The 18097-nt window shown below is 67.7% G+C and carries 17 protein-coding genes and 3 tRNA genes; 7 read left to right on the top strand and 13 right to left on the bottom strand.

Annotation, left to right across the window (positions count from 1 at the left end; genetic code table 11):
- Window positions 1-284 precede the first annotated feature (284 nt).
- From J5M86_RS12735 to J5M86_RS12725, 3 genes are all read right to left on the bottom strand, one after another.
- Window positions 285-599: a chorismate mutase gene (locus J5M86_RS12735; RefSeq protein WP_188059495.1), complete on the bottom strand. Its 315-nt coding sequence runs from the start codon at window positions 597-599 to the stop codon at window positions 285-287.
- 171 nt (window positions 600-770) lie between these two features.
- Window positions 771-2993 carry a UvrD-helicase domain-containing protein gene (locus tag J5M86_RS12730; protein WP_188059090.1) on the bottom strand — a complete coding sequence of 741 codons (2223 nt, stop codon included), beginning with the start codon at window positions 2991-2993 and terminating at the stop codon, window positions 771-773.
- 61 nt (window positions 2994-3054) lie between these two features.
- The gene (locus tag J5M86_RS12725) at window positions 3055-4068 is read right to left on the bottom strand and encodes a LuxR C-terminal-related transcriptional regulator (RefSeq protein ID WP_208965028.1); all 1014 of its coding nucleotides are present in this window, start codon (window positions 4066-4068) and stop codon (window positions 3055-3057) included.
- A 503-nt stretch (window positions 4069-4571) separates the two neighbouring features.
- On the opposite strand from J5M86_RS12725, the gene purD reads away from it, so the two are divergent.
- On the top strand, window positions 4572-5831 hold the full coding sequence (gene purD, locus J5M86_RS12720; protein ID WP_188059091.1) for a phosphoribosylamine--glycine ligase: 1260 nt from the start codon (window positions 4572-4574) through the stop codon (window positions 5829-5831).
- Between the two features lie 77 nt (window positions 5832-5908).
- On the opposite strand, the gene J5M86_RS12715 is transcribed toward purD, so the two are convergent.
- Window positions 5909-6106, bottom strand: coding sequence for a CsbD family protein (locus J5M86_RS12715; protein WP_188059092.1), 198 nt, complete (start codon window positions 6104-6106; stop codon window positions 5909-5911).
- A 192-nt stretch (window positions 6107-6298) separates the two neighbouring features.
- On the opposite strand from J5M86_RS12715, the gene J5M86_RS12710 reads away from it, so the two are divergent.
- Window positions 6299-7183 carry a phosphoribosylaminoimidazolesuccinocarboxamide synthase gene (locus J5M86_RS12710; RefSeq protein ID WP_244328359.1) on the top strand — a complete coding sequence of 295 codons (885 nt, stop codon included), beginning with the start codon at window positions 6299-6301 and terminating at the stop codon, window positions 7181-7183.
- Window positions 7184-7186: 3 nt separating this feature from the next.
- Here J5M86_RS12710 and J5M86_RS12705 read toward each other — a convergent pair whose 3' ends face one another.
- Window positions 7187-7990 carry a spermidine synthase gene (locus J5M86_RS12705; protein ID WP_188059094.1) on the bottom strand — a complete coding sequence of 268 codons (804 nt, stop codon included), beginning with the start codon at window positions 7988-7990 and terminating at the stop codon, window positions 7187-7189.
- A gap of 61 nt (window positions 7991-8051) precedes the next feature.
- On the opposite strand from J5M86_RS12705, the gene J5M86_RS12700 reads away from it, so the two are divergent.
- Window positions 8052-8420 (top strand): sterol carrier family protein, encoded by a 369-nt coding sequence (locus tag J5M86_RS12700; protein WP_188059095.1) that lies wholly within the window; start codon window positions 8052-8054, stop codon window positions 8418-8420.
- A 60-nt stretch (window positions 8421-8480) separates the two neighbouring features.
- On the opposite strand, the gene J5M86_RS12695 is transcribed toward J5M86_RS12700, so the two are convergent.
- On the bottom strand, window positions 8481-10667 hold the full coding sequence (locus J5M86_RS12695; protein ID WP_208965027.1) for a hypothetical protein: 2187 nt from the start codon (window positions 10665-10667) through the stop codon (window positions 8481-8483).
- A 71-nt stretch (window positions 10668-10738) separates the two neighbouring features.
- On the opposite strand from J5M86_RS12695, the gene J5M86_RS12690 reads away from it, so the two are divergent.
- Genes J5M86_RS12690 through purM form a run of 3 tightly spaced genes read left to right on the top strand, consistent with a single transcriptional unit; the run spans window position 10739 to window position 13775 of the window.
- A complete protein-coding gene (locus tag J5M86_RS12690) occupies window positions 10739-11020 on the top strand; it encodes a hypothetical protein (protein WP_188059097.1) in 282 nt (93 codons plus the stop codon).
- A 24-nt stretch (window positions 11021-11044) separates the two neighbouring features.
- Window positions 11045-12640: an amidophosphoribosyltransferase gene (gene purF / locus J5M86_RS12685; RefSeq protein WP_188059098.1), complete on the top strand. Its 1596-nt coding sequence runs from the start codon at window positions 11045-11047 to the stop codon at window positions 12638-12640.
- Window positions 12641-12662: 22 nt separating this feature from the next.
- Entirely contained in the window at window positions 12663-13775 is a 1113-nt protein-coding gene (purM, locus tag J5M86_RS12680; protein WP_188059099.1) for a phosphoribosylformylglycinamidine cyclo-ligase, read from the top strand.
- 73 nt (window positions 13776-13848) lie between these two features.
- Here the strand turns inward: purM and J5M86_RS12675 are convergent, their stop codons facing one another.
- From J5M86_RS12675 to J5M86_RS12650, 6 genes are all read right to left on the bottom strand, one after another.
- Window positions 13849-14055, bottom strand: a complete 207-nt coding sequence (locus J5M86_RS12675) for a DUF3073 domain-containing protein (protein WP_188059100.1) — start codon at window positions 14053-14055, stop codon at window positions 13849-13851.
- A 142-nt stretch (window positions 14056-14197) separates the two neighbouring features.
- Entirely contained in the window at window positions 14198-14947 is a 750-nt protein-coding gene (locus J5M86_RS12670; RefSeq protein ID WP_188059101.1) for a copper resistance CopC family protein, read from the bottom strand.
- A 127-nt stretch (window positions 14948-15074) separates the two neighbouring features.
- Window positions 15075-15150, bottom strand: a tRNA-Phe gene (locus J5M86_RS12665).
- A gap of 61 nt (window positions 15151-15211) precedes the next feature.
- Window positions 15212-15288, bottom strand: a tRNA-Asp gene (locus J5M86_RS12660).
- 25 nt (window positions 15289-15313) lie between these two features.
- Window positions 15314-15386 (bottom strand) — tRNA-Glu (locus J5M86_RS12655).
- 134 nt (window positions 15387-15520) lie between these two features.
- Window positions 15521-16543, bottom strand: a complete 1023-nt coding sequence (locus tag J5M86_RS12650) for a PHP domain-containing protein (RefSeq protein WP_188059102.1) — start codon at window positions 16541-16543, stop codon at window positions 15521-15523.
- Window positions 16544-16634: 91 nt separating this feature from the next.
- Between J5M86_RS12650 and J5M86_RS12645 the strand changes: the two genes are divergently transcribed.
- Window positions 16635-17099 carry a hypothetical protein gene (locus J5M86_RS12645; protein WP_188059103.1) on the top strand — a complete coding sequence of 155 codons (465 nt, stop codon included), beginning with the start codon at window positions 16635-16637 and terminating at the stop codon, window positions 17097-17099.
- A gap of 1 nt (window position 17100) precedes the next feature.
- Here J5M86_RS12645 and J5M86_RS12640 read toward each other — a convergent pair whose 3' ends face one another.
- Window positions 17101-18075 carry a hypothetical protein gene (locus J5M86_RS12640; protein WP_188059104.1) on the bottom strand — a complete coding sequence of 325 codons (975 nt, stop codon included), beginning with the start codon at window positions 18073-18075 and terminating at the stop codon, window positions 17101-17103.
- Between the last annotated feature and the right edge of the window lie 22 nt (window positions 18076-18097).

Genomic DNA, 18097 nt, shown 5'->3' with positions numbered 1-18097 from the left:
CCGTGCCCCACTTGGTCGACGGCTACGTTGGTAGCGGTCGTTGGGTCGGCGGGTGGTTCAGTCGCGTTCGGCGGAGCGTTCGCGCTCGTGTGATTGGTCGCGCTCTCGCTCCGCCGTGCCCCACTTGGTCGACGGCTACGTTGGTAGCGGTCGTTGGGTCGGCGGGTGGTTCAGTCGCGTTCGGCGGAGCGTTCGCGCTCGTGTGATTGGTCGCGCTCTCGCTCCGCGGTGCCCGACTTGATGGGTCGGTTGTGTTCGCGATCGTCGGTGGGTTGTTGAGGTGATCAGTCGCGTTCGGCGGAGCGTTCGCGCTCGTGGTGGTGGATTACTTCGTCAATCACGAACCTCAAAAACTTCTCCCCGAACTCCGGATCGAGTTGCGAATCGGATGCCAAGGCCCGCAGCCGGGTCAGCTGACGCTCTTCGCGCGCCGGGTCGGCGGGCGGCAGGTCGTGTTCGGCTTTGTACTTGCCGACCGCCTGGGTGATCTTGAATCGCTCGGCCAACAGGTGGATCAGCGCCGCATCGATGTTGTCGATCGACTGGCGATAGGCGCGCAGGGTCGGGTCTTCGGTGCCGGGGGTGATCGGCTGGTTCATCGACTCGTCCACCTTTCGATTCTGGCCAATGCTCGGTGCTGGTGCCACGGGCGTCCGCGCACCGGGCACCGGATCCACAAACGCGGCACTTGCTCGCAGGTGCGCTAGCTGCAACCGCCGCACCTGCGAACAGAGGCCGCGTTTGCTGCTGGAAGGGCCGCGTTTGCGGGGTCAGGCGGGCCGGACGACCGTCATCCGGTGCGCGGCACGGGTGAGCGCGACGTACAACACGCGGATGCCGCCGGGCGACTCACGCACGATCTCATCGGGGTCGACGATGACCGTCGCGTCGTACTCCAGGCCCTTGGTCGACATCGGGTCGATCACGACGATTCGCTCAGCCTCGTCACCGAGCGAATTCGACAGTGCCGCAGCGTGCTTCGCCGGAGCGACAACCGCCACCAGCCCTTCGACCTCGTCGAGCAAAGTGCGGGCTGCGTCGAGCGAGTCGGTGACCAGATCGCTCGAGCTCAGTTCCCGCGGCTGGACGCCGGTCTCGCGCACCGCGTCCGGAATGTCGGCGTCCGGCACCTCACGGCGCACGACATCCGCCGCATACACGAAGATCTCCCGCGCATTGCGGTAGTTGGTGTTCATGTGGAAGCGGCGGCGCTCCTTGGAGCCGAAGGCTTCCTCGCGGGCCGCCAGAGCTTCGGCCTCGTCCGGCCAGGACGACTGTGCAGCGTCGCCGACAACGGTCCAGGATGCGCGGCCTCGGCGTCCGACCATGCGCCACTGCATGGGGGAGAGGTCTTGCGCTTCGTCAACAAGCACGTGGGCGTAGTCGTTCCACTTGCCGATGCGTCCGTGCAGCAGCCGCTCACGGGCGTCGGTCGGATTGCGTTGGTAGCCCACCTCCGACTTCGCGCCAGCGCCGCCGCTGACGTTCACCTCGTTGACACCGAAGGACGAGGTGTCGTCGAGAAGCTCGACCTCGTAGAAGCCGCGCTCCTCGGGTTGCTTGTCGACCACGAGCCCCAGGCGGGCCGACAGGTCGTCGACCAGTGCCGCATCGGCCACGCTCCACGTGCCCGACAAGAGTGCTGCCTCGAAGGAGGCCCGCAGTTCATCGCGCTCGGCCGGGGACAGGATTCCATCGCTGTAGCGCTGCAGGCGGCCGGCGTCCGCCATCCACAACAGCACCTCGCGCGGGTCGAGCTGCGGCCACCACTGCTGCATGAACGACTCGACCTCGAGGTGATCGCCGAAGCGTTCGATGAACTCCGACTTCTCCAACTTGCCGGCATGCGGACGCACCTGCGTCCACGCCGCCTCACCCAACGCATTCAGCGCCGCGGCGCCGCCGTTGTTGTGCTGGTGGTTGCGCAGCACCTGGCGCCGGATAGCTTGCAGTTGCCCGGAATCGATGTGCACCGGGTGACCGCTGATCATCGCGCGGAAGCGGGTGGGGGCCTCCGGCGGAAGATCGCGAGCGGCTCGGGCGAGCACCGGCCGGATGCGCAGGCTGCCCTTGACCGCCGCCGCGGCAGGGGAGTCGAGGCGGGTGCCGGTCATGCCCTCGATCACGTCGCCCAGCGAACGCAAGGTGACGGTGTCTTCGCCCAATGAGGGCAGGACGCGTTCGATGTAGGCGGTGTACGCAGCCGACGGCCCGACCACCAGGACGCCGCCGTTCTCGTACTTACGTCGCTCCGAGTAGAGCAGGTAGGCCGCGCGGTGCAGGGCCACCACGGTCTTGCCGGTGCCTGGTCCGCCGGTGATCTCGGTGACGCCGCGGGCGCTCGCGCGGATGGCCTCGTCCTGATGTTGCTGGATGGTGGCCACGATGTCGCGCATCTGACCGCCGCGGCTGCGAGTGAGGGCAGCCATGAGGGCGCCATCGCCGATCACAACCATGTCCTCCGGCGCTTCGGGCACCATGAGGTCGTCCTCCACGCCGATGACCTCTTGGTCTCGGCTGCGCAGCACCCGGCGGCGGATGACGTTCTTCGGGTCGACCGGTGTTGCCTGGTAGAACGGCGCAGCAGCGGGCGCACGCCAGTCGATCACCAGCGGTTCGTAGTCGTCGTCCCGCACCCCCAGGCGTCCGACGTACCGGATTTCCCGGGTCTCGCCGCTTGGATCTGGGCGGTCGTGCTCGAGATCGAGACGCCCGAAGACCAGGCCCTCGAACTGCGTCTCCAACGAGCGGCGTCGGCGACCGGCGTTGAACACCAACGCATCTCGCTCGAAGAGTCCGGTGATCTCTTCTTCACGAACTTCGCCGGTGCGCGACGAACGCCCGCGAGCCCGGCCCTCCGCCTCGATCAGCGCGGCTCGGGCTCCGGCCTTCGCGAGCTCGGCGTAGACGCGGTCGACATGCGCCTGCTCGTGTTCCAGCTCGTGCTTGATTTCGGCCGAGATCGTCTGTGCGGAAGACTCCGACACGGTCATGCATCCCCCTGGGCTCCAGAACAGGTCAAGCCCATGAGTCTACGGCCCAGTCGAGGGATCTTCAGATCAGTCCGGCCTTGCCGGCCAGCACACCGGCCTGGAAACGGGTATCTGCTCCGAGCCGGTCCATCACCGCCCGCACCCGGCGTTCAACCGTGCGCTGGGAAATGTTGAGTTGGCGGGCGATCGTGGAGTCGGTCGCCCCAGCAGCGAGCAACTGCAGGATTCGATGATCACGCGCGTCCACGGTCGGAGGTCGATTGCTGCCCACCTGCCATGGGCTCGCCGCTCTCCACGCGCTTTCGGCGACCCGACGAACCGCTGCCGCTGCGTACGACGACTCGATCACCAGACCCATCGCCACTCCGCCCGGCCCGTCGATGTCGATGACGGCCATCCGCTCGCTGACCAGGGCCGAGAAGGGGAGGGACGCGGCGAACCGATGCTCCTCGCCGGTGCTCGCCCTTGCAGCCAGCACCTCGTTGATGCCCGGATCATTGAGCAGTTCGGTGTCGAGCGTCACCCGACCCACCACCTGTTCACCCTGGTCGTTGCGCAACGCAGTGGCGTGGAAATCGGTCGGCAGACCGAGCAGGTAGCGGGTGTACGGCGAGCCGTTGCGCAAGCCGTGCACATTTCTGCCCGCCGAACTCAACAACCGTTGGGTGGCCAGTGCGATCTCGTCGAGTGAGTTGAGGCGCTCGTAGCCACTCGGGTCGGGCTTGGGCCCCTCCCGCCGAGAGTAGGTGCGGGTGAGTGCAGGAGTGGACGACCGGATCGTGCTGGCGTACTCCTCCAGGCGCGCGGCGAACGCCGGCAAGGCGATGTTGGGCGGAATCGCTTCCCACACGCCCTCGGCCAACTGCCGCACCAGGCCGCGCCGCATGAACATCGGCATCGTCGACTTCACGTAGTCGCTGTCGAAGCCACGCCGCACCAACTCGTTGTGCGTGATCGACGGAACGTCGAGAATCATCATGTACATCGCCGTGTGCTGCCCAGCGATCTCGACGCCGAGACCCTCGTTACCTGAGGACGACGGGTACGGGCGCTGGGTGCGCTGTTGAGTAGTCATGGGAACCCCCGATCTATGCATAGTGTTGACGGATCACCGACAGCGGCGCAAGGCCGTCACGCATTTGCTGGACATCTGTTGATGGATGAGTAATAGTTGAAACAACAACCCACGGGTTGCCCGAGCTTCTGAGAGCGTCGCCCGAGTCCCCCTCCGGCCGACCCCGAAGCTCGCAGCGGGTCCCTCCCGAGAGACCTCCCCCCTGACTTTCGGGAGGGCCCGCGTACGTCAAAGGCCCGGCTCGCTTCGCGAGCCGGGCCTTTGAACGTACGCCTGTCTTTTCTCAGCACTCCTCCTCGATCCCCGCTCGCAGGCTCGCGTGGATCGCATCGTCGTTGCTGAGGGTCGTGGGTGGTTGGGGGTGCGAGATAGGGCACCGCGCTGCGCGAACCAGGCCTTTGAACGTACGCCTGTCTTTTCTCAGCACTCCTCCTCGATCCCCGCTCGCAGGCTCGCGTGGATCGCATCGTCGCGGCCACCGAGGTGCGATTAGGCTCGGCAGCGTGAAAATCCTGGTGATCGGATCCGGTGCCCGCGAACACGCTCTGGTGCGCAGCCTTGCTGCTGACCCGGAGGTCGAGGAGATCGTTGCCGCGCCGGGCAACCCGGGGATGGCGCAGTTGGCCCGCAGGCTGCCGGTTGACATCAACAACCCGGAGGCGGTGCTGCAACTGGCGAGGCAGGAAGCGGTCGATCTGGTCGTCATCGGACCCGAAGCGCCGCTGGTTGCCGGGGTCGCCGATGTGCTGCACGACGCCGGCTTCGATGTGTTCGGCCCCTCTCGCGAAGCCGCACGGCTGGAAGGCAGCAAGGCCTTCGCCAAGGAGGTCATGGCCGCTGCAGAGGTGCCCACCGCGATGTGCCGCGTATGTTCGACCGAGGAGGAACTGCGCGAGGCCCTGGACGCCACGATCGCGCCCTATGTCGTCAAGGACGACGGTCTGGCCGCGGGCAAGGGTGTGGTCGTCACCGATGACCTGCACGCCGCGACCGAACACGGACGAGGCTGCTTGTCGGCCGGCAGCGCGCTGGTCGTCGAGGAGTTCCTGGACGGCCCCGAGGTCTCCCTCTTCTGCATCACGGACGGCACCACGGTGCTGCCGCTCGAGCCGGCCCAGGACTTCAAGCGCATCGGCGACGGCGATGAAGGCCCCAATACCGGTGGGATGGGCGCGTATTCGCCCCTCACGTGGGCGCCGGCGGGCTTGGTCGAACAGGTGGTGCGGACCGTCGCCCAACCCACTGTTGACGAGATGCGTCGCCGTGGCACGCCTTTCGCGGGAGTGCTCTACGTGGGGCTTGCGCTCACCTCCCGGGGGCCACGGGTCATCGAGTTCAACGCCCGGTTCGGCGACCCGGAGACCCAGGTCGTGCTGGCGCGTCTGCGCACGCCGTTGGGTGGACTGCTGCGGTCTGCTGCTCGCGGTGAACTCGACCAGATCGAACCACTGCAGTGGCACCCCGACAGCGCAGTGACCGTCGTCCTGGCGTCCGAGGGATACCCGGCCGCTCCCGCCACAGGTGACGCGATCACCGGCATCGCTGACCACGACGACGCGTACGTGCTGCATGCCGGGACCGCAGAACGGGACGGCGAGCTCGTGTCGGCGGGCGGACGGGTGCTGAGTGTGGTGGGCCGTGGGCCAGACCTAGCCGCGGCACGTGCTGCGGCCTACGCGGCCGTCCAGCAGATCGACCTGCGTGGCGGACAGTTCCGCAGCGACATCGCACTGCGCGCCGAACGCGGCGAGATCACCCTCTGACAAACCCCTGTCTAACCTCAGCCCCAAGCGGAGCGGGCCCGACCAGATGGTCGGGCCCGCTCTCGTTGGTGAAGGCGTCAGTTGCCGGTGACGGCATCCTTGGCGTCGCCGAAGGAGTCCTTGGCGTGCTCGCCAGCCTGCTTGGCCTTGGCCTCAGCCTGGGTCGCCTCGCCCTCAGCCTGCTGGCTGTGGTCGTCGCGGGCGTCACCGAGCTTCTCCTGGGCCATGCCCTTGAGCTCTTCAGCCTTGTTCGAGATCTTGTCTCCGATACCCATGCTTGACCTCCATGTTTGTTGAATGACCCTTGAGGATCACCGCTTGGCATGATCTCTCCGTCAACAGCCGCGGTTCTTGCGACCGGTTGGCGCTGGCGGAGCAACCACTTTTATCTTGACTGTTTACATCGTCGAATGGGGCCCATCGAACCTGTGAATTTCGGCGAGGGGCAGTTGGGCAAGAATGTCGTCATGAGCCTCGAAATCCCCGGATACGCCCACGTCTACTCCGGCAAGGTGCGCGATCTGTATGTGCCGCTCGTGGACGACGTCGCGCGCGACGATCAGGTGTTGCTGGTTGCCTCCGATCGCGTCTCGGCCTACGACTTCGTGCTCGATTCGGCGATTCCCGACAAGGGCAAGGTGCTCACCCAGATGTCGCTGTGGTGGTTCGAGCAGCTGGCCGATCTGGTGCCGAACCACGTGATCTCCACTGACGTCCCTGCCGAGGTCAGCGGCCGCGCGGTGCTCGTCGAACGGCTCGACATGGTGCCGGTGGAGTGTGTCGCTCGCGGTTATCTCACCGGTGGTGGGCTGGCTGATTACCAGCGCACCGGTGTGGTGTCGGGAGTCGAACTGCCCGCGGGCTTGGTGGACGGCTCGCAGCTTCCCGAACCGATCTTCACCCCCTCGACGAAGGCCCCCGTGGGCGAGCACGACGAGCCCATCAGCTTCGAGCAGGTCGTCCAGACCATCGGTGCGGAGCGGGCCGCTGAAGTGCGCGATCTGACCATCGCAATCCTGAAGCGTGGCAATGAGATCGCGCAGCAGCGAGGCATCATCCTTGCCGATACCAAGGTGGAGTTCGGAGCTCGCGCCGACGGCACGCTGGTGCTCGCCGACGAGGTGCTGACCCCCGACTCGTCCCGGTTCTGGCCGGCCGACACCTACGCGCCCGGTGGCCCCCAGCCGTCCTACGACAAGCAGTTCGTGCGCGATTGGCTGACCTCGCCCGCCAGCGGCTGGGACAAGAACTCCGGCGCGCAGCCGCCCGCGCTGCCGGACGAGGTGGTGGAGCAGACCCGCGCGAAGTACATCGAGGCCTTCGAGGCTCTCACCGGTCGCCGATTCTCCTGAAGCTCAGCGGAATCGCAGCTGGCTCGTCTCGCTCGGGGCCGGTGCTGCGTCTTCGTCGGCAGAGCTGATCGGACGCGCCGAGCGAGCCCACGCCGCGGTCTCCCCGGGTGGCACGAGTCGGGTCGGGAAGTCAGCCGCGGCCACCTGTCGGCGCAACTCTGCGTCCGGCAGTGTGCCGTTCGTGGCAGCGAGGACGTAGTTGCCGAATCGCTTCTTGCGCAGCACCTCCGAGGTGGTCAGCACCGTCAACGTGCTGAACTCCTTTGCCGCACCGGCGAGGACGCGATTCAGGAACTGCCGATCAGGACGATCGGCGATGTTGAACAGCAGCACACCATCAGGCTTGAGCACCTGCGAACAGCGTTGCAGCGCAACGGTTGTGACCAAGTCGCCCGGCACCCGTCCGTTGTCGAACGCATCGATCACGATCACGTCGGCGCTGCCCTCGGCGAGGCACTGCAGGCCGGTGAAGCCATCGACCGGCCGCACCCGGATGCGATGACCACGGGGTAGCGGGAGGTTCTGCCGGACGGCAGCGGTGAGTTGTTCATCCGGCTCCAGCACGATCTGCGGCGAACCCGCCCGGGTGTGCTGCAGATAGCGCGCGAGGGTGAGTCCGGCGCCCCCGACGTGGGTCACCGCCAGCGGTCCGGGCGGTAGGAGATCCAGGACGAGTGCGAAGTGCTGTATGTACTCGAAAGTCAGCAGACCGGGATCGTTCGGATCGACATAAGACTGCGGATGGCCGTCGCGCAGCACCAACACGCCGCCGCGCTCATCGGTCTGCAATTCGATGTTCGCGGACATGGTGAGAGCCTAGGACCCGGGTGGCCGCCGTCCTGAGCGAGCCGCATGAGGGAAGGAAGCCGTGGCAGCACGACGCAGGATCGACCCGGTGCAGGGTCGCGAAGCCGTACGCGCATGGTGCGCTGATCCGACCGTGGAACGGGCGGTACTGGCGACCGCGGTGCGCTACACCCTTGAAGAACTCTCGCTCCAGGCCCCGGGACGGTCGGTGGAAGTGCGGGTGCCACCTTTCGGTGCCGTGCAGGTGATCGAGGGCCCCACCCATCGGCGAGGCACACCGGCCAACGTCGTCGAGATGTCGGCCGCGACCTGGTTGGGCCTGGCGGTCGGCGATCAGCGGTGGCACGACGCAGAGGCCGATGGCAGTCTCCAGGCGTCCGGCGGACGCGCAGACCTGACCGTATACCTGCCGCTCATCCCGCGTCCGTAACTCCTCGAGCACAGCAATGGGGGCCGTCGACGGATCGACGGCCCCCATGCTCACGCTGCATCAGCGCTTGGACGCGTCCCAGTGGCGGAACCCGGCCGCGGCTGCGACCTGCTCGTCCTTGAAGTAGACCTCCGCCTCCGTCTGGGCGTAGCTGGGGGAGTCGGTGGTGTGGAAGAGCATCGAGTCGGCGTTGCCCTTGATCCATCCAGCCGGACCGGAGCCGTCATCCTCGGGCATCGCCGAGCCCGGACCGAACGGCCCGTCTGCCGGACCCTCAGCGACCTCGCTCGGCGCGGCCGCCGGAGCAGCAGTCGCTGCCGGCTCGTCGTCGATCACGGTGTGGCTCGCCGCGGTCATACCGTGCGGCGGCTCCGAACCCTGACCGCTGTGCAGACCGGATGCCGCATCAGCCTCGTCGGCGTCGCGCATCGGAGCCGACTGCGACGGTGCCTGCCCGGTCTGGCCGCCACTGCCTTCGAAGTCGCCGAGCGGTAGCGGCGGGGTTGCCCACGGCTTTCCTCCGTCGACCCGGGCAGGCTGCGCAGGCGATTCCGCCTTCGCCCCCGCGTCAGGTGCTTCCGTCTTGGGCGCTTCGGTTTGGGGCGACTCGGCTGCGGGCGCTTCAGCCATGGAGGCTTCGGTTTCGGGCGTGCCAGCCGCAGCCGCAGCCGCTTCAGCCTCCGGGGCCTCGGCCTGGGGTGCGTCGGTCTCCGGCGCAGTGTTCGGGGCGGCCTCGGTCTTGGCGGTCTGCGGTTCGGTGGCCGGGAGGTCTTCCAACGCCGGAGGAGGAGTGCCCCAGTCGTCGGTGTCATCGGCCGGAGCGGGTGGTGCCTGCCCGGCGACCGGCTCATCAGCAGTCTCCACAGCGGGCGCCTCATGCGCCACCGCACCGGACGTGTCGGCCGCCGCAGTGGTCGCGGCAGCGGACGTGGTGCCCTCGGACTGCTCCGATTCCGGCGCCTCGCCGACCTGCTGCTCGCCGCCGCCGGACGAGGTGTCGACCTGGTCAGCGGCGGAGGTCTCTGCGGTCTCTGCCGTGGGTGAGGGCTCTGCCGGTTCCTTGGTCAGCGGGGCAGCGGGGGCTGCCGGTGCCCCGTCGTCGGCCGCGGACGCCGACTGCGTCGGCAGGTCGTCCAAAGCGGGGGGCGGGGTGGCCCAGTCGTCGCCACCGTCATCGGTCGCGGTCGTAGCAGCCGCGGCCGCGGGCTCGGCTTCCGTCGAAGCGGCCGGCGTCGATCCTGCCTGCTTGTCGTCGTCGACATCCGTTGACGCGTCCGTGGTCGGGCTGGTCTGCCCGGCAGCATCGGACGCAGCGTCCGAGAGCGGCGGCGGAGCAGCGTCCCAGTCATCACCCGAGGTTTCGGCGGCGGGGCTCGGTGCATCTTGCGCCGCAGCCGGCGCGTCGTCGGTGAGTGCTGGCGGCTCGGCGTCCCAGTCGTCGCCGGACGCAGCTGCAGGTGCCGCGGGAGCCGCCTGTTCTGTGGCCGGTGCGCTCTGCGCCGGAGCGGGTGCGTCGTCGGTGAGGGCGGGCGGCTCGGCGTCCCAGTCGTCCCCGGAAGAAGCGGGTCCTGCCTTCTCGTCGACGGGTGCGGGCTCTGCGTCCCAGTCGTCCCCGGAAGAAGCGGGTCCTGCCTTCTCGTCGACGGGTGCGGGCTCTGCGTCCCAGTCGTCTCCCGACGAAGCTGCAGGTGCCGCAGAAGCCGCCTGGTCGCTCACCGGTGCCGGTTCGGCGTCCCAGTCATCTCCGGAAGATGCAGCCGGGGCCGGTGCGGCCTCCTCGTCGACGGGCGCGGGCTCTGCGTCCCAGTCGTCGTCGGTGGATGCGGCAGATTCGGCTGGTGCACGCTGCTCGCTCACCGGTGCGGGTTCGGCGTCCCAGTCGTCGGCGGCCGGGGCCGCGTCGTCCTGCGGTGCAGCCTGCTTCTCGGGGGTCGAACTCACCGCCGCCGTGGCTCCTACGGCACCAGCAGCCGCGGCAGCACCAGCAGGAGCCTGCGCGCTGGAGTCCTTGGTCTGAGCAGGAGCTTCAGCGGTGGCCGGCTCGGCCTTGGCCGGCTTGCTCTCGGCAGAGGCGGCAGTGGCGGGTGGCTCGACTGCCTCCGGCTCGTCCTCGGAGCCGCGTCCGACCTTGCGTTTGCCGTCGACACCGTGGATGCCGACCGATCCACCACGCTGCGGATCGCGCAGGAAGATGATCGCCAACAGGACGAAGATGATGAGAACGAGGATGAGGATGACCCACTTCATGGGGTAGCGCCTCTCTGCCTGGGGGAAGGGACCTGTCGCAACCCTAGTCACCGGCTCGCTACGGTTGAACGGTGTCGAACCATGAGCCCGAGCAAATCTCCGACGATGCCGGTGATGAGGCACCCCCGACGTTGATCCCGGTGCGCCGCCGGCCCAATATCGTCGCTTTCCTGCTCACCGGTGCGGTCATCGGCATCATTGCTGCGGCCGTTGTGGCCAACCTGCCCGACAGCAAGCCCTCCGACTACTCCACGGGCACGGCGTTCGCCTACTTCGCGGTGATCTTCGGGACGCTCGGCACCCTCCTCGGTGCGCTGGCGGCTCTGTGGGCCGACCGCCGCGCGGGCCGTTGACCGGCAGCGTGCGAGGATACGTACGTGGCTCGCGCTGACGGACGGCTGTCCCACGAACTCATTCCCGGCGAAAAAGCACCGCAGGATGCTTGCGGCGTCTTCGGGGTCTGGGCTCCCGGGGAGGAAGTCGCCAAACTCACCTATTTCGGTTTGTACGCCCTCCAACACCGGGGCCAGGAATCGGCCGGCATGGCCACCAGCGATGGTCAGAGCATCCTGGTCTACAAGGACATGGGTCTGGTCTCACAGGTCTTCGACGAGTCGAGCCTGAGCAGTCTGCGCGGTCACATCGCGATCGGGCACACCCGCTACTCCACCACGGGCGGCAGCACCTGGGAGAACGCCCAGCCCACCCTCGGCGGTCACGCGGGTGGCACCGTTGCCCTGGCTCACAACGGCAACCTCATCAACACCGTCGAGCTGCGCGAGATGGTGGACGCCCACCACGAGGGCCGCACCATCCGCGGTGAACTCGCCCGCGGCAACACCTCCGACACCGCGCTGGTGACCTCTTTGCTCTCGGCCGACGAGTCCAAGTCGCTGGAGCAAGCCGCGATCGAGGTGCTGCCCAAGCTGCGCGGCGCGTTCTGCTTCGTCTTCATGGACGAGCACACCCTGTACGCCGCCCGCGACCCTTACGGCGTCCGCCCGCTTGCACTCGGACGACTCGAGCGTGGCTGGGTGATCGCTTCGGAGACCGCCGCGCTGCAGACCGTCGGTGCGAGCGTCGTGCGCGAGATCGAGCCCGGTGAACTGATCGCGATCGACGAGAACGGTCTGCGTTCGCACCGCTTCGCCGAGCCCACACGTAGGGGTTGCGTCTTCGAGTACGTCTACCTGGCCCGCCCGGATGCGGTCATCAACGACCGGGTGGTGCACGAGGCGCGTGTCGAGATGGGACGTGAACTGGCCCGGGAGCACCCGGTCGAGGCCGACATGGTCATTGGCGTGCCCGAGTCAGGGGTGCCCGCAGCCACCGGTTATGCCCAGGAGAGCGGCATTCCGTACGGCCAGGGATTCGTGAAGAACGCCTACGTCGGTCGCACCTTCATCCAGCCCAGCCAGACCCTGCGGCAGCTGGGAATCCGGTTGAAGCTCAACCCACTTGAGCACTCCATTCGCGGTAAGCGGATCGTGGTCATCGACGACTCGATCGTGCGCGGCAACACCCAGCGGGCCCAGATCCGGATGTTGCGGGAGGCCGGTGCCGCAGAGGTGCACGTGCGCATCTCGAGCCCGCCGGTGAAGTGGCCGTGCTTCTACGGCATCGACTTCGCCACCCGGGCCGAGCTCATCGCGACGGGGCTCGGGGTCGAGGAGATCCGAGCGTCCATCGGTGCCGATTCGCTCGGGTACATCTCCACCGAGGGCATGATCGCCGCGACCGCTCAGCCGCAGGAGAAGTTGTGTACGGCCTGCTTCACCGGTGAGTACCCGATCGAACTGCCGGAGGACGGGCAGATCGGCAAGCACGTGCTGGAGACGCTCCCGCTCGACATCGTCTCCGGACATGAGCGCAGCGTGCCCGTCGCCGAGCAGGATCGCCGTGGGCACGCCGACGCCGAGGGCGTGAGCCTCGGAGTTTCCGGTGGCGGCTCCGGCGCCCTGCAGCACCCCTGACCCTCGACGACGAAGGCCGACCATGAGCGACACCCCGATCACGTACGCCGATGCAGGCGTCGACGTCCACGCCGGCGACAAGGCCGTCGAACTGATGAAGGCCTCCGTGCGGCAGGCGCAGCGGCCGGAGGTGCTGGGCGGCCTCGGCGGTTTCGCCGGACTCTTCGACGCCTCGGCGCTGACTCGGATGCAGCGTCCGGTGCTGGCGACGTCCACCGATGGTGTGGGCACGAAGGTGGCGATCGCCCAGGCGATGGACAAGCACGACACCATCGGTTTCGACCTGGTCGGTATGGTCGTCGACGACATCGTCGTGTGCGGTGCCGAACCGCTGTTCATGACCGACTACATCGCCACCGGCAAGGTCGTCCCGGAGCGGATCGCGGCGATCGTCGGGGGCATCGCTGCGGCTTGCGCTCAGGCAGGCGTCGCGCTGGTCGGTGGAGAGACCGCTGAGCACCCTGGTCTGCTCGATCCTGATGAGTACGACGTGGCGGGCGCTGCGACAGGAGTCGTCGAGTACGCCGATCTCATCACGCCCGATCGGGTGCAGGTGGGAGACGTGGTGCTCGGCATCGCCTCGTCGGGGCTGCACTCCAACGGTCTGTCGCTCGTGCGCAAGGTGATCGCGGCCAGCGGGTGGCAGTTGGAGCAGCACGTGCCGGAATTCGGCCACACCCTGGGCGAAGAGGTGCTCAGCCCGACCCGCGTCTACGCCGCAGACCTGCTGCGCCTGATTCGTGCTGACGGGGTCGACATCCATGCGCTGTCGCATGTCACGGGCGGAGGACTCGCCGCGAACGTCGCGCGGGTGCTTCCCAAGGGAGTCACGGCGGTGATGGACCGTTCCACCTGGACGCCGGCGCCGATCTTCACGGTGATCGGTGAGCTGGGTAAGGTGCCGCAGAGCGATCTGGAAGCGACGCTCAACATGGGTGTGGGCTTCGTTGCCGTCCTGCCCGCCGAGTGCGTCGACTCGGCACGGGCTGTGCTGGACGCCGCGTCACTCCCGAGCTGGGAGATGGGTCGCATCGTGGGCCGCGAGGACGCCGACGCCTCGCTCGGTGAGGTCATTACCGGAGCGAAGGGCGTCGACGCCGGCGGTGCACAGCTGATCGGTCGTTACGCACACTGACAGCCGCCCACCGCGAGGGTTGAGCGGGTCGGTGGTCGTGGCGCCGACGCTCGTCGCGTCCGCGGACGAGGGTTCAGCGGTTGTGCGACGCCCAGTCGGCGTAGTCGTCGTAATCGTCGTCTTCGCCGTGACTCGCATCTGCGGCGGTGTGCTCCGCAGGTCGAGTCGTTGACGAAGCTCGCAGTTCTCGCTCGAGAGCGTTGAGGTCGGTGTCGGGAGAGAAGTACTTCAACTCGCGAGCAACCTTCGTCTGCTTTGCTTTAGCCCGGCCGCGCCCCATGGCGAGACCCCCTCGTGTGTGTTGCCGGGGCACGAACGACGAACCTCGAGCCGCAGCCCGAGGATCGATCATCCGGAACTCCCGGGATCTTTGGTATCTGTCGTGGGGCCAACGGTACATCAGGGGCACCGCTGGTAGCGCATCAGTCGTGATCGCGCGTGTCCGAATGCTGGTCGGGGCGTTCATCTGCGCTGGTGGGCGCGTTTTCGACGCCTCTCGGGCTGTCCTGCGGGGTGCGCTCGGGGTCGTCGCCCGCCGACGTTTCGCGAGATCCAGTGGCCGATTCAGCACGCGGGGCATCATCCCGAAGACGGGAGCGGGCGAACAGTGCGCCGCCACCGATCAGCAGCAGAGCCAGTACCGATGCGGCGATGATCAGCACCGGGTTGTTGTTGGTGGAGTCGGTCGGCTTCTGCTGTGCCGGGGGCGTCGGAGCGGTGGAAGTTGTGCCTGGGGTGACATCTTCGGCGGAGGCGCCCGGCGCCTGCGTCTGATTCTGCGTGGAGGCATTCGCCCTGTTGTCTGCCACCACGGTGAACTTGAATGTGCCTGAGATCGGATGACCGTCGGAGGAGAGAACCCGCCAGCGCACGGTGTAGGCACCGGCCGCCAACGGTGTCTTCACCTGCTGGGTGACCAGCGCCTCCGAGATCTGCGGAGCGCCCTCGGTCACGGCTCCCGAAGGGCCGGTCACCTCCACAGCGGCGCCCGTCTGCAGGACATTCGCGGTGAAGACCAGCGAAACCGCCTCGATGGGTTCTGTGCGTGCGCCGTTCTCCGGGATCGACTGGCGCAGCGTGTCGTGTGCTCGTGCTGGCATCGCGGTCAATGCAGACATCGAGGTGAGCAGAAGCGCGGCGACGGCCAGACGGGCGAAGAATCGGCGGAACATGCCTGCCATTCTCGCTTGGGTGGATCGGTGCGCCACGGGCGGGTGTGCGGGTGTGAGCGGCTCGGGAGTGACCCGGGGGCGGCACGACAAAGCCCGCCTGCGCCGAAGCGCGAGGCGGGCTGTGCAGTGGTGGCCAGAGACGGGGTCGAACCGCCGACCTAGCGATTTTCAGTCGCTCGCTCTACCAACTGAGCTATCTGGCCGTGAGCCTGGCGAAAAAGGCTCTACCGAACCATGTGGCTCGGCAGAGCCTCGTCACCAAACTGGCGACCCCGACGGGACTCGAACCCGCGACCTCCGCCGTGACAGGGCGGCGCGCTAACCAACTGCGCTACGGGGCCTTGCGTGTGCAAGACCTGACTTGCGTATCCCCAACGGGATTCGAACCCGTGCCGCCGCCGTGAAAGGGCGGTGTCCTAGGCCGCTAGACGATGGGGACCTGTCCCTGACAGGGCCCGTGCCGAGCGGACTCGGGTTTCGGATCCGTTGAGGACCTGCGCAACTATAGGGGAGTCGGTCCGCGATTGCCAAAACGAGTGCCGCGCGCTCGCGTTTAGCCAGTAACGTCGCAGGTCAGCGGGGTGCAGCCCACTCCAGGAGGCGATCCTGCTCCCAGGTGTTGACGATGCGCTCGGGCGGAATGTCGAACTGTTCGGCGCGGGCACAACCGAACTGCAGCAGGTCCAACTGCCCGGGTGCGTGGGCATCGCTGTCGATGCTGAAGAGGCAGCCGGCGTCCCGCGCGAGCTGCAACAGGTCGTCCGGTGGATCGCAGCGTTCGGGTCGGGAGTTGATCTCGACGGCCACGCCTTCCTCGGCACAGGCCGCGAACACCGCAGCAGCGTCGAACGAGGACTGACCTCGGGTGCCACGAGCGCCGCCGGTCATCCGGCCGGTGCAGTGGCCCAGGACGTTGGTGAACGGGTTCTTGACCGCGGCGATCAGTCGCCGGGTCATCGGCGCCGACGCCATCGCCAGCTTCGAATGCACCGAGGCGACCCGCAGATCCAGCTGCGCGAGCATCTCCTGGCTCTGGTCGAGGGCTCCGTCGTCCAAGATGTCGACCTCGATGCCCTTGAGCAGGGTGAAGGTTCCATCGAGGTGCGTGTTGATCGCATCGATGAGGGTGAGCTGCTCGGCCAGACGAGCCGCCGAGAGGCCATTGGCGATACGCAGCCGAGGTGAGTGGTCGGTGAGGACGAGGTAGTCGTGGCCCACTTCCATCGCGGTCGCGACCATCTCCGGAATCGGGGATCCACCGTCGCTCCAGTCGGAATGGCTGTGACAGTCGCCCTTGAGCGCGGCCCGGATCTGTTCACCGCCCTCGACCATGCGGTCGGGGTATTTGGCTTCGAGGGCGCGCAGGTATTCGGGCTCCTCGCCGGCGAGGGCCTGGCTGATCACGGCTTCGGTCGACTTGCCGATGCCGGGAAGGTCGGTGAGGGTGCCGGACCTAGCGTGCTGGCGCAGCTCGTCCGGAGCGGTCGCAAGCACGGTGCTGATGGCGCCGCGAAAGGCCTTCACCCGGTAGGTGCCGGCCCGCTCACGCTCCAGGATGAACGCGATGCGGCGCAGGACGTCAACCGGGTCTGTCATGGTCGGCAGCGTATGCGGTGCTGGCAGCTCGCCACGCGAAACCAGCCGGTGTGGTCGTGCCTCCTGCGGCAACCGCACTAAGGTCGGCCGGGTGAAGGCGTGGCTGGTGGTGTCGTTGCTCGTCGTCACCATCGGGTGGACGGTGTGGTCACAGGCGCGGCTGCAGCATCACGTCCTCGGTTTCCTGGTGCGCCGGGCGGACGGCAGCGCGAGGCGCGGAACAGTCGCCACCCATCTCCTGCAGGGGACGGCCGCTCTGCTGGCTGTCTCCGCCTTGGTCGCCGCAGTTGTTGTCGAGATGAACTTCAACGCAGTCTGGCTGCGCATCCCGCTGGCCGCGCTCGTGCTGATCGCCTATGTGCCGTTCGCAGCCACTCTCGGACGCACGAAGCTGCGCAAAATACGCCGACCCGTGCAGGAGCGCATGCAGCAGTTGGGCGCCCCGTCCGAGGTCGCTGATGCGATCGCTCGGGCGGGACGCCCGTGGAGCCTGTTCGGCACCCTTGTGATGCTCGCCGCCGCGCTGGTGCTCAGCTGGCATCACATGAGGACCTGATTCAGTTCGTCTGCTCGCCCTCGGTCGGCGACACGGTGGGCTCGTCGATGTCGTCGTCGGTCGTCTTGGCCAACTGCTCCTCGAACGCCGACGGCCTGTGACCATCGCCGGCTTGATTCGCGTCGTCGTCGACGTCGTTCGTGTCGGTCACATCGGCGTCCTTTGCCGGCACGAGGTCGTCGTCGGCGGCCACGATCGCGTCGGCGTCCCGCTCGGCCTGATCGGCACGGTCGACCTCGGCGGCTGACTTCGTGACGTCGGTCCAGATCGGGGTGTCCTCGACCTGCGGCGCGGCAGGCGTACCGGGAGCACTGGCAGCGTCGTCGGCGGTGGCAGCCGCTGCAGCCGCGACGGGAGCAGCGGAGGAATCGACCTGCGCCTCAGGCTTCTTCGCCTCGGCGCCATCCGAAGGTGCCGGTGCGACCCGGGGAGGACTGCTCGCCGGGGTGGTGGCGGCGGCGCGGGTCGGCTTGCTCGCCGGCTGCTTCAACTGGCCGCCTGCCGGCTGCTCAGTGCGGCTCTGCGCGAGCTTGCTGGCGGCACCCTCGGCCTTCTTGGTGGCGGCGTCCTGCATCGTCTTCACCAGGAAGACCACACCGACCGCACCGATCGCCATCCACAGGCGCGGGTGCTTGACGCCCTTCTTGACTAGGTAGTTCTCAGCCTTGGCATCGAGCTTGAGGCCGATCCCGGAGGTGATCAGGCTGAGTGCCCCGCCGGCCGCAGCCAGCGCGGAACCGGCGCTCGCCGTGGTGTTGCGGGTGCCGGTGACGGGCTTGAGCCCGAGTGCTCCGCCGGTCTGGCCGTCCTTCTCCGACATCAGCAAGGAGCTCGCTGTACCGGCGGTGTTGGCGACGGTCAGCCCGCGTCGAGCCCAGGTGGGAATGCGGGAGGGCCGGAAGAAGATACCGGCGCCCGCGACGGCTGCGGCGAGGAGGTTCTGCGCGGCAGGGGATTTGAGGGTGGAGTTCGGCATGTGCTCACCCTAGAAGGAACGA

This window comes from Yimella sp. cx-51 (assembly GCF_017654605.1).
Lineage (GTDB): Bacteria > Actinomycetota > Actinomycetes > Actinomycetales > Dermatophilaceae > Yimella.
The sequence above is the reverse complement of the archived record's forward strand: the minus strand, read 5'-3'. Positions and strand labels throughout refer to the sequence as shown.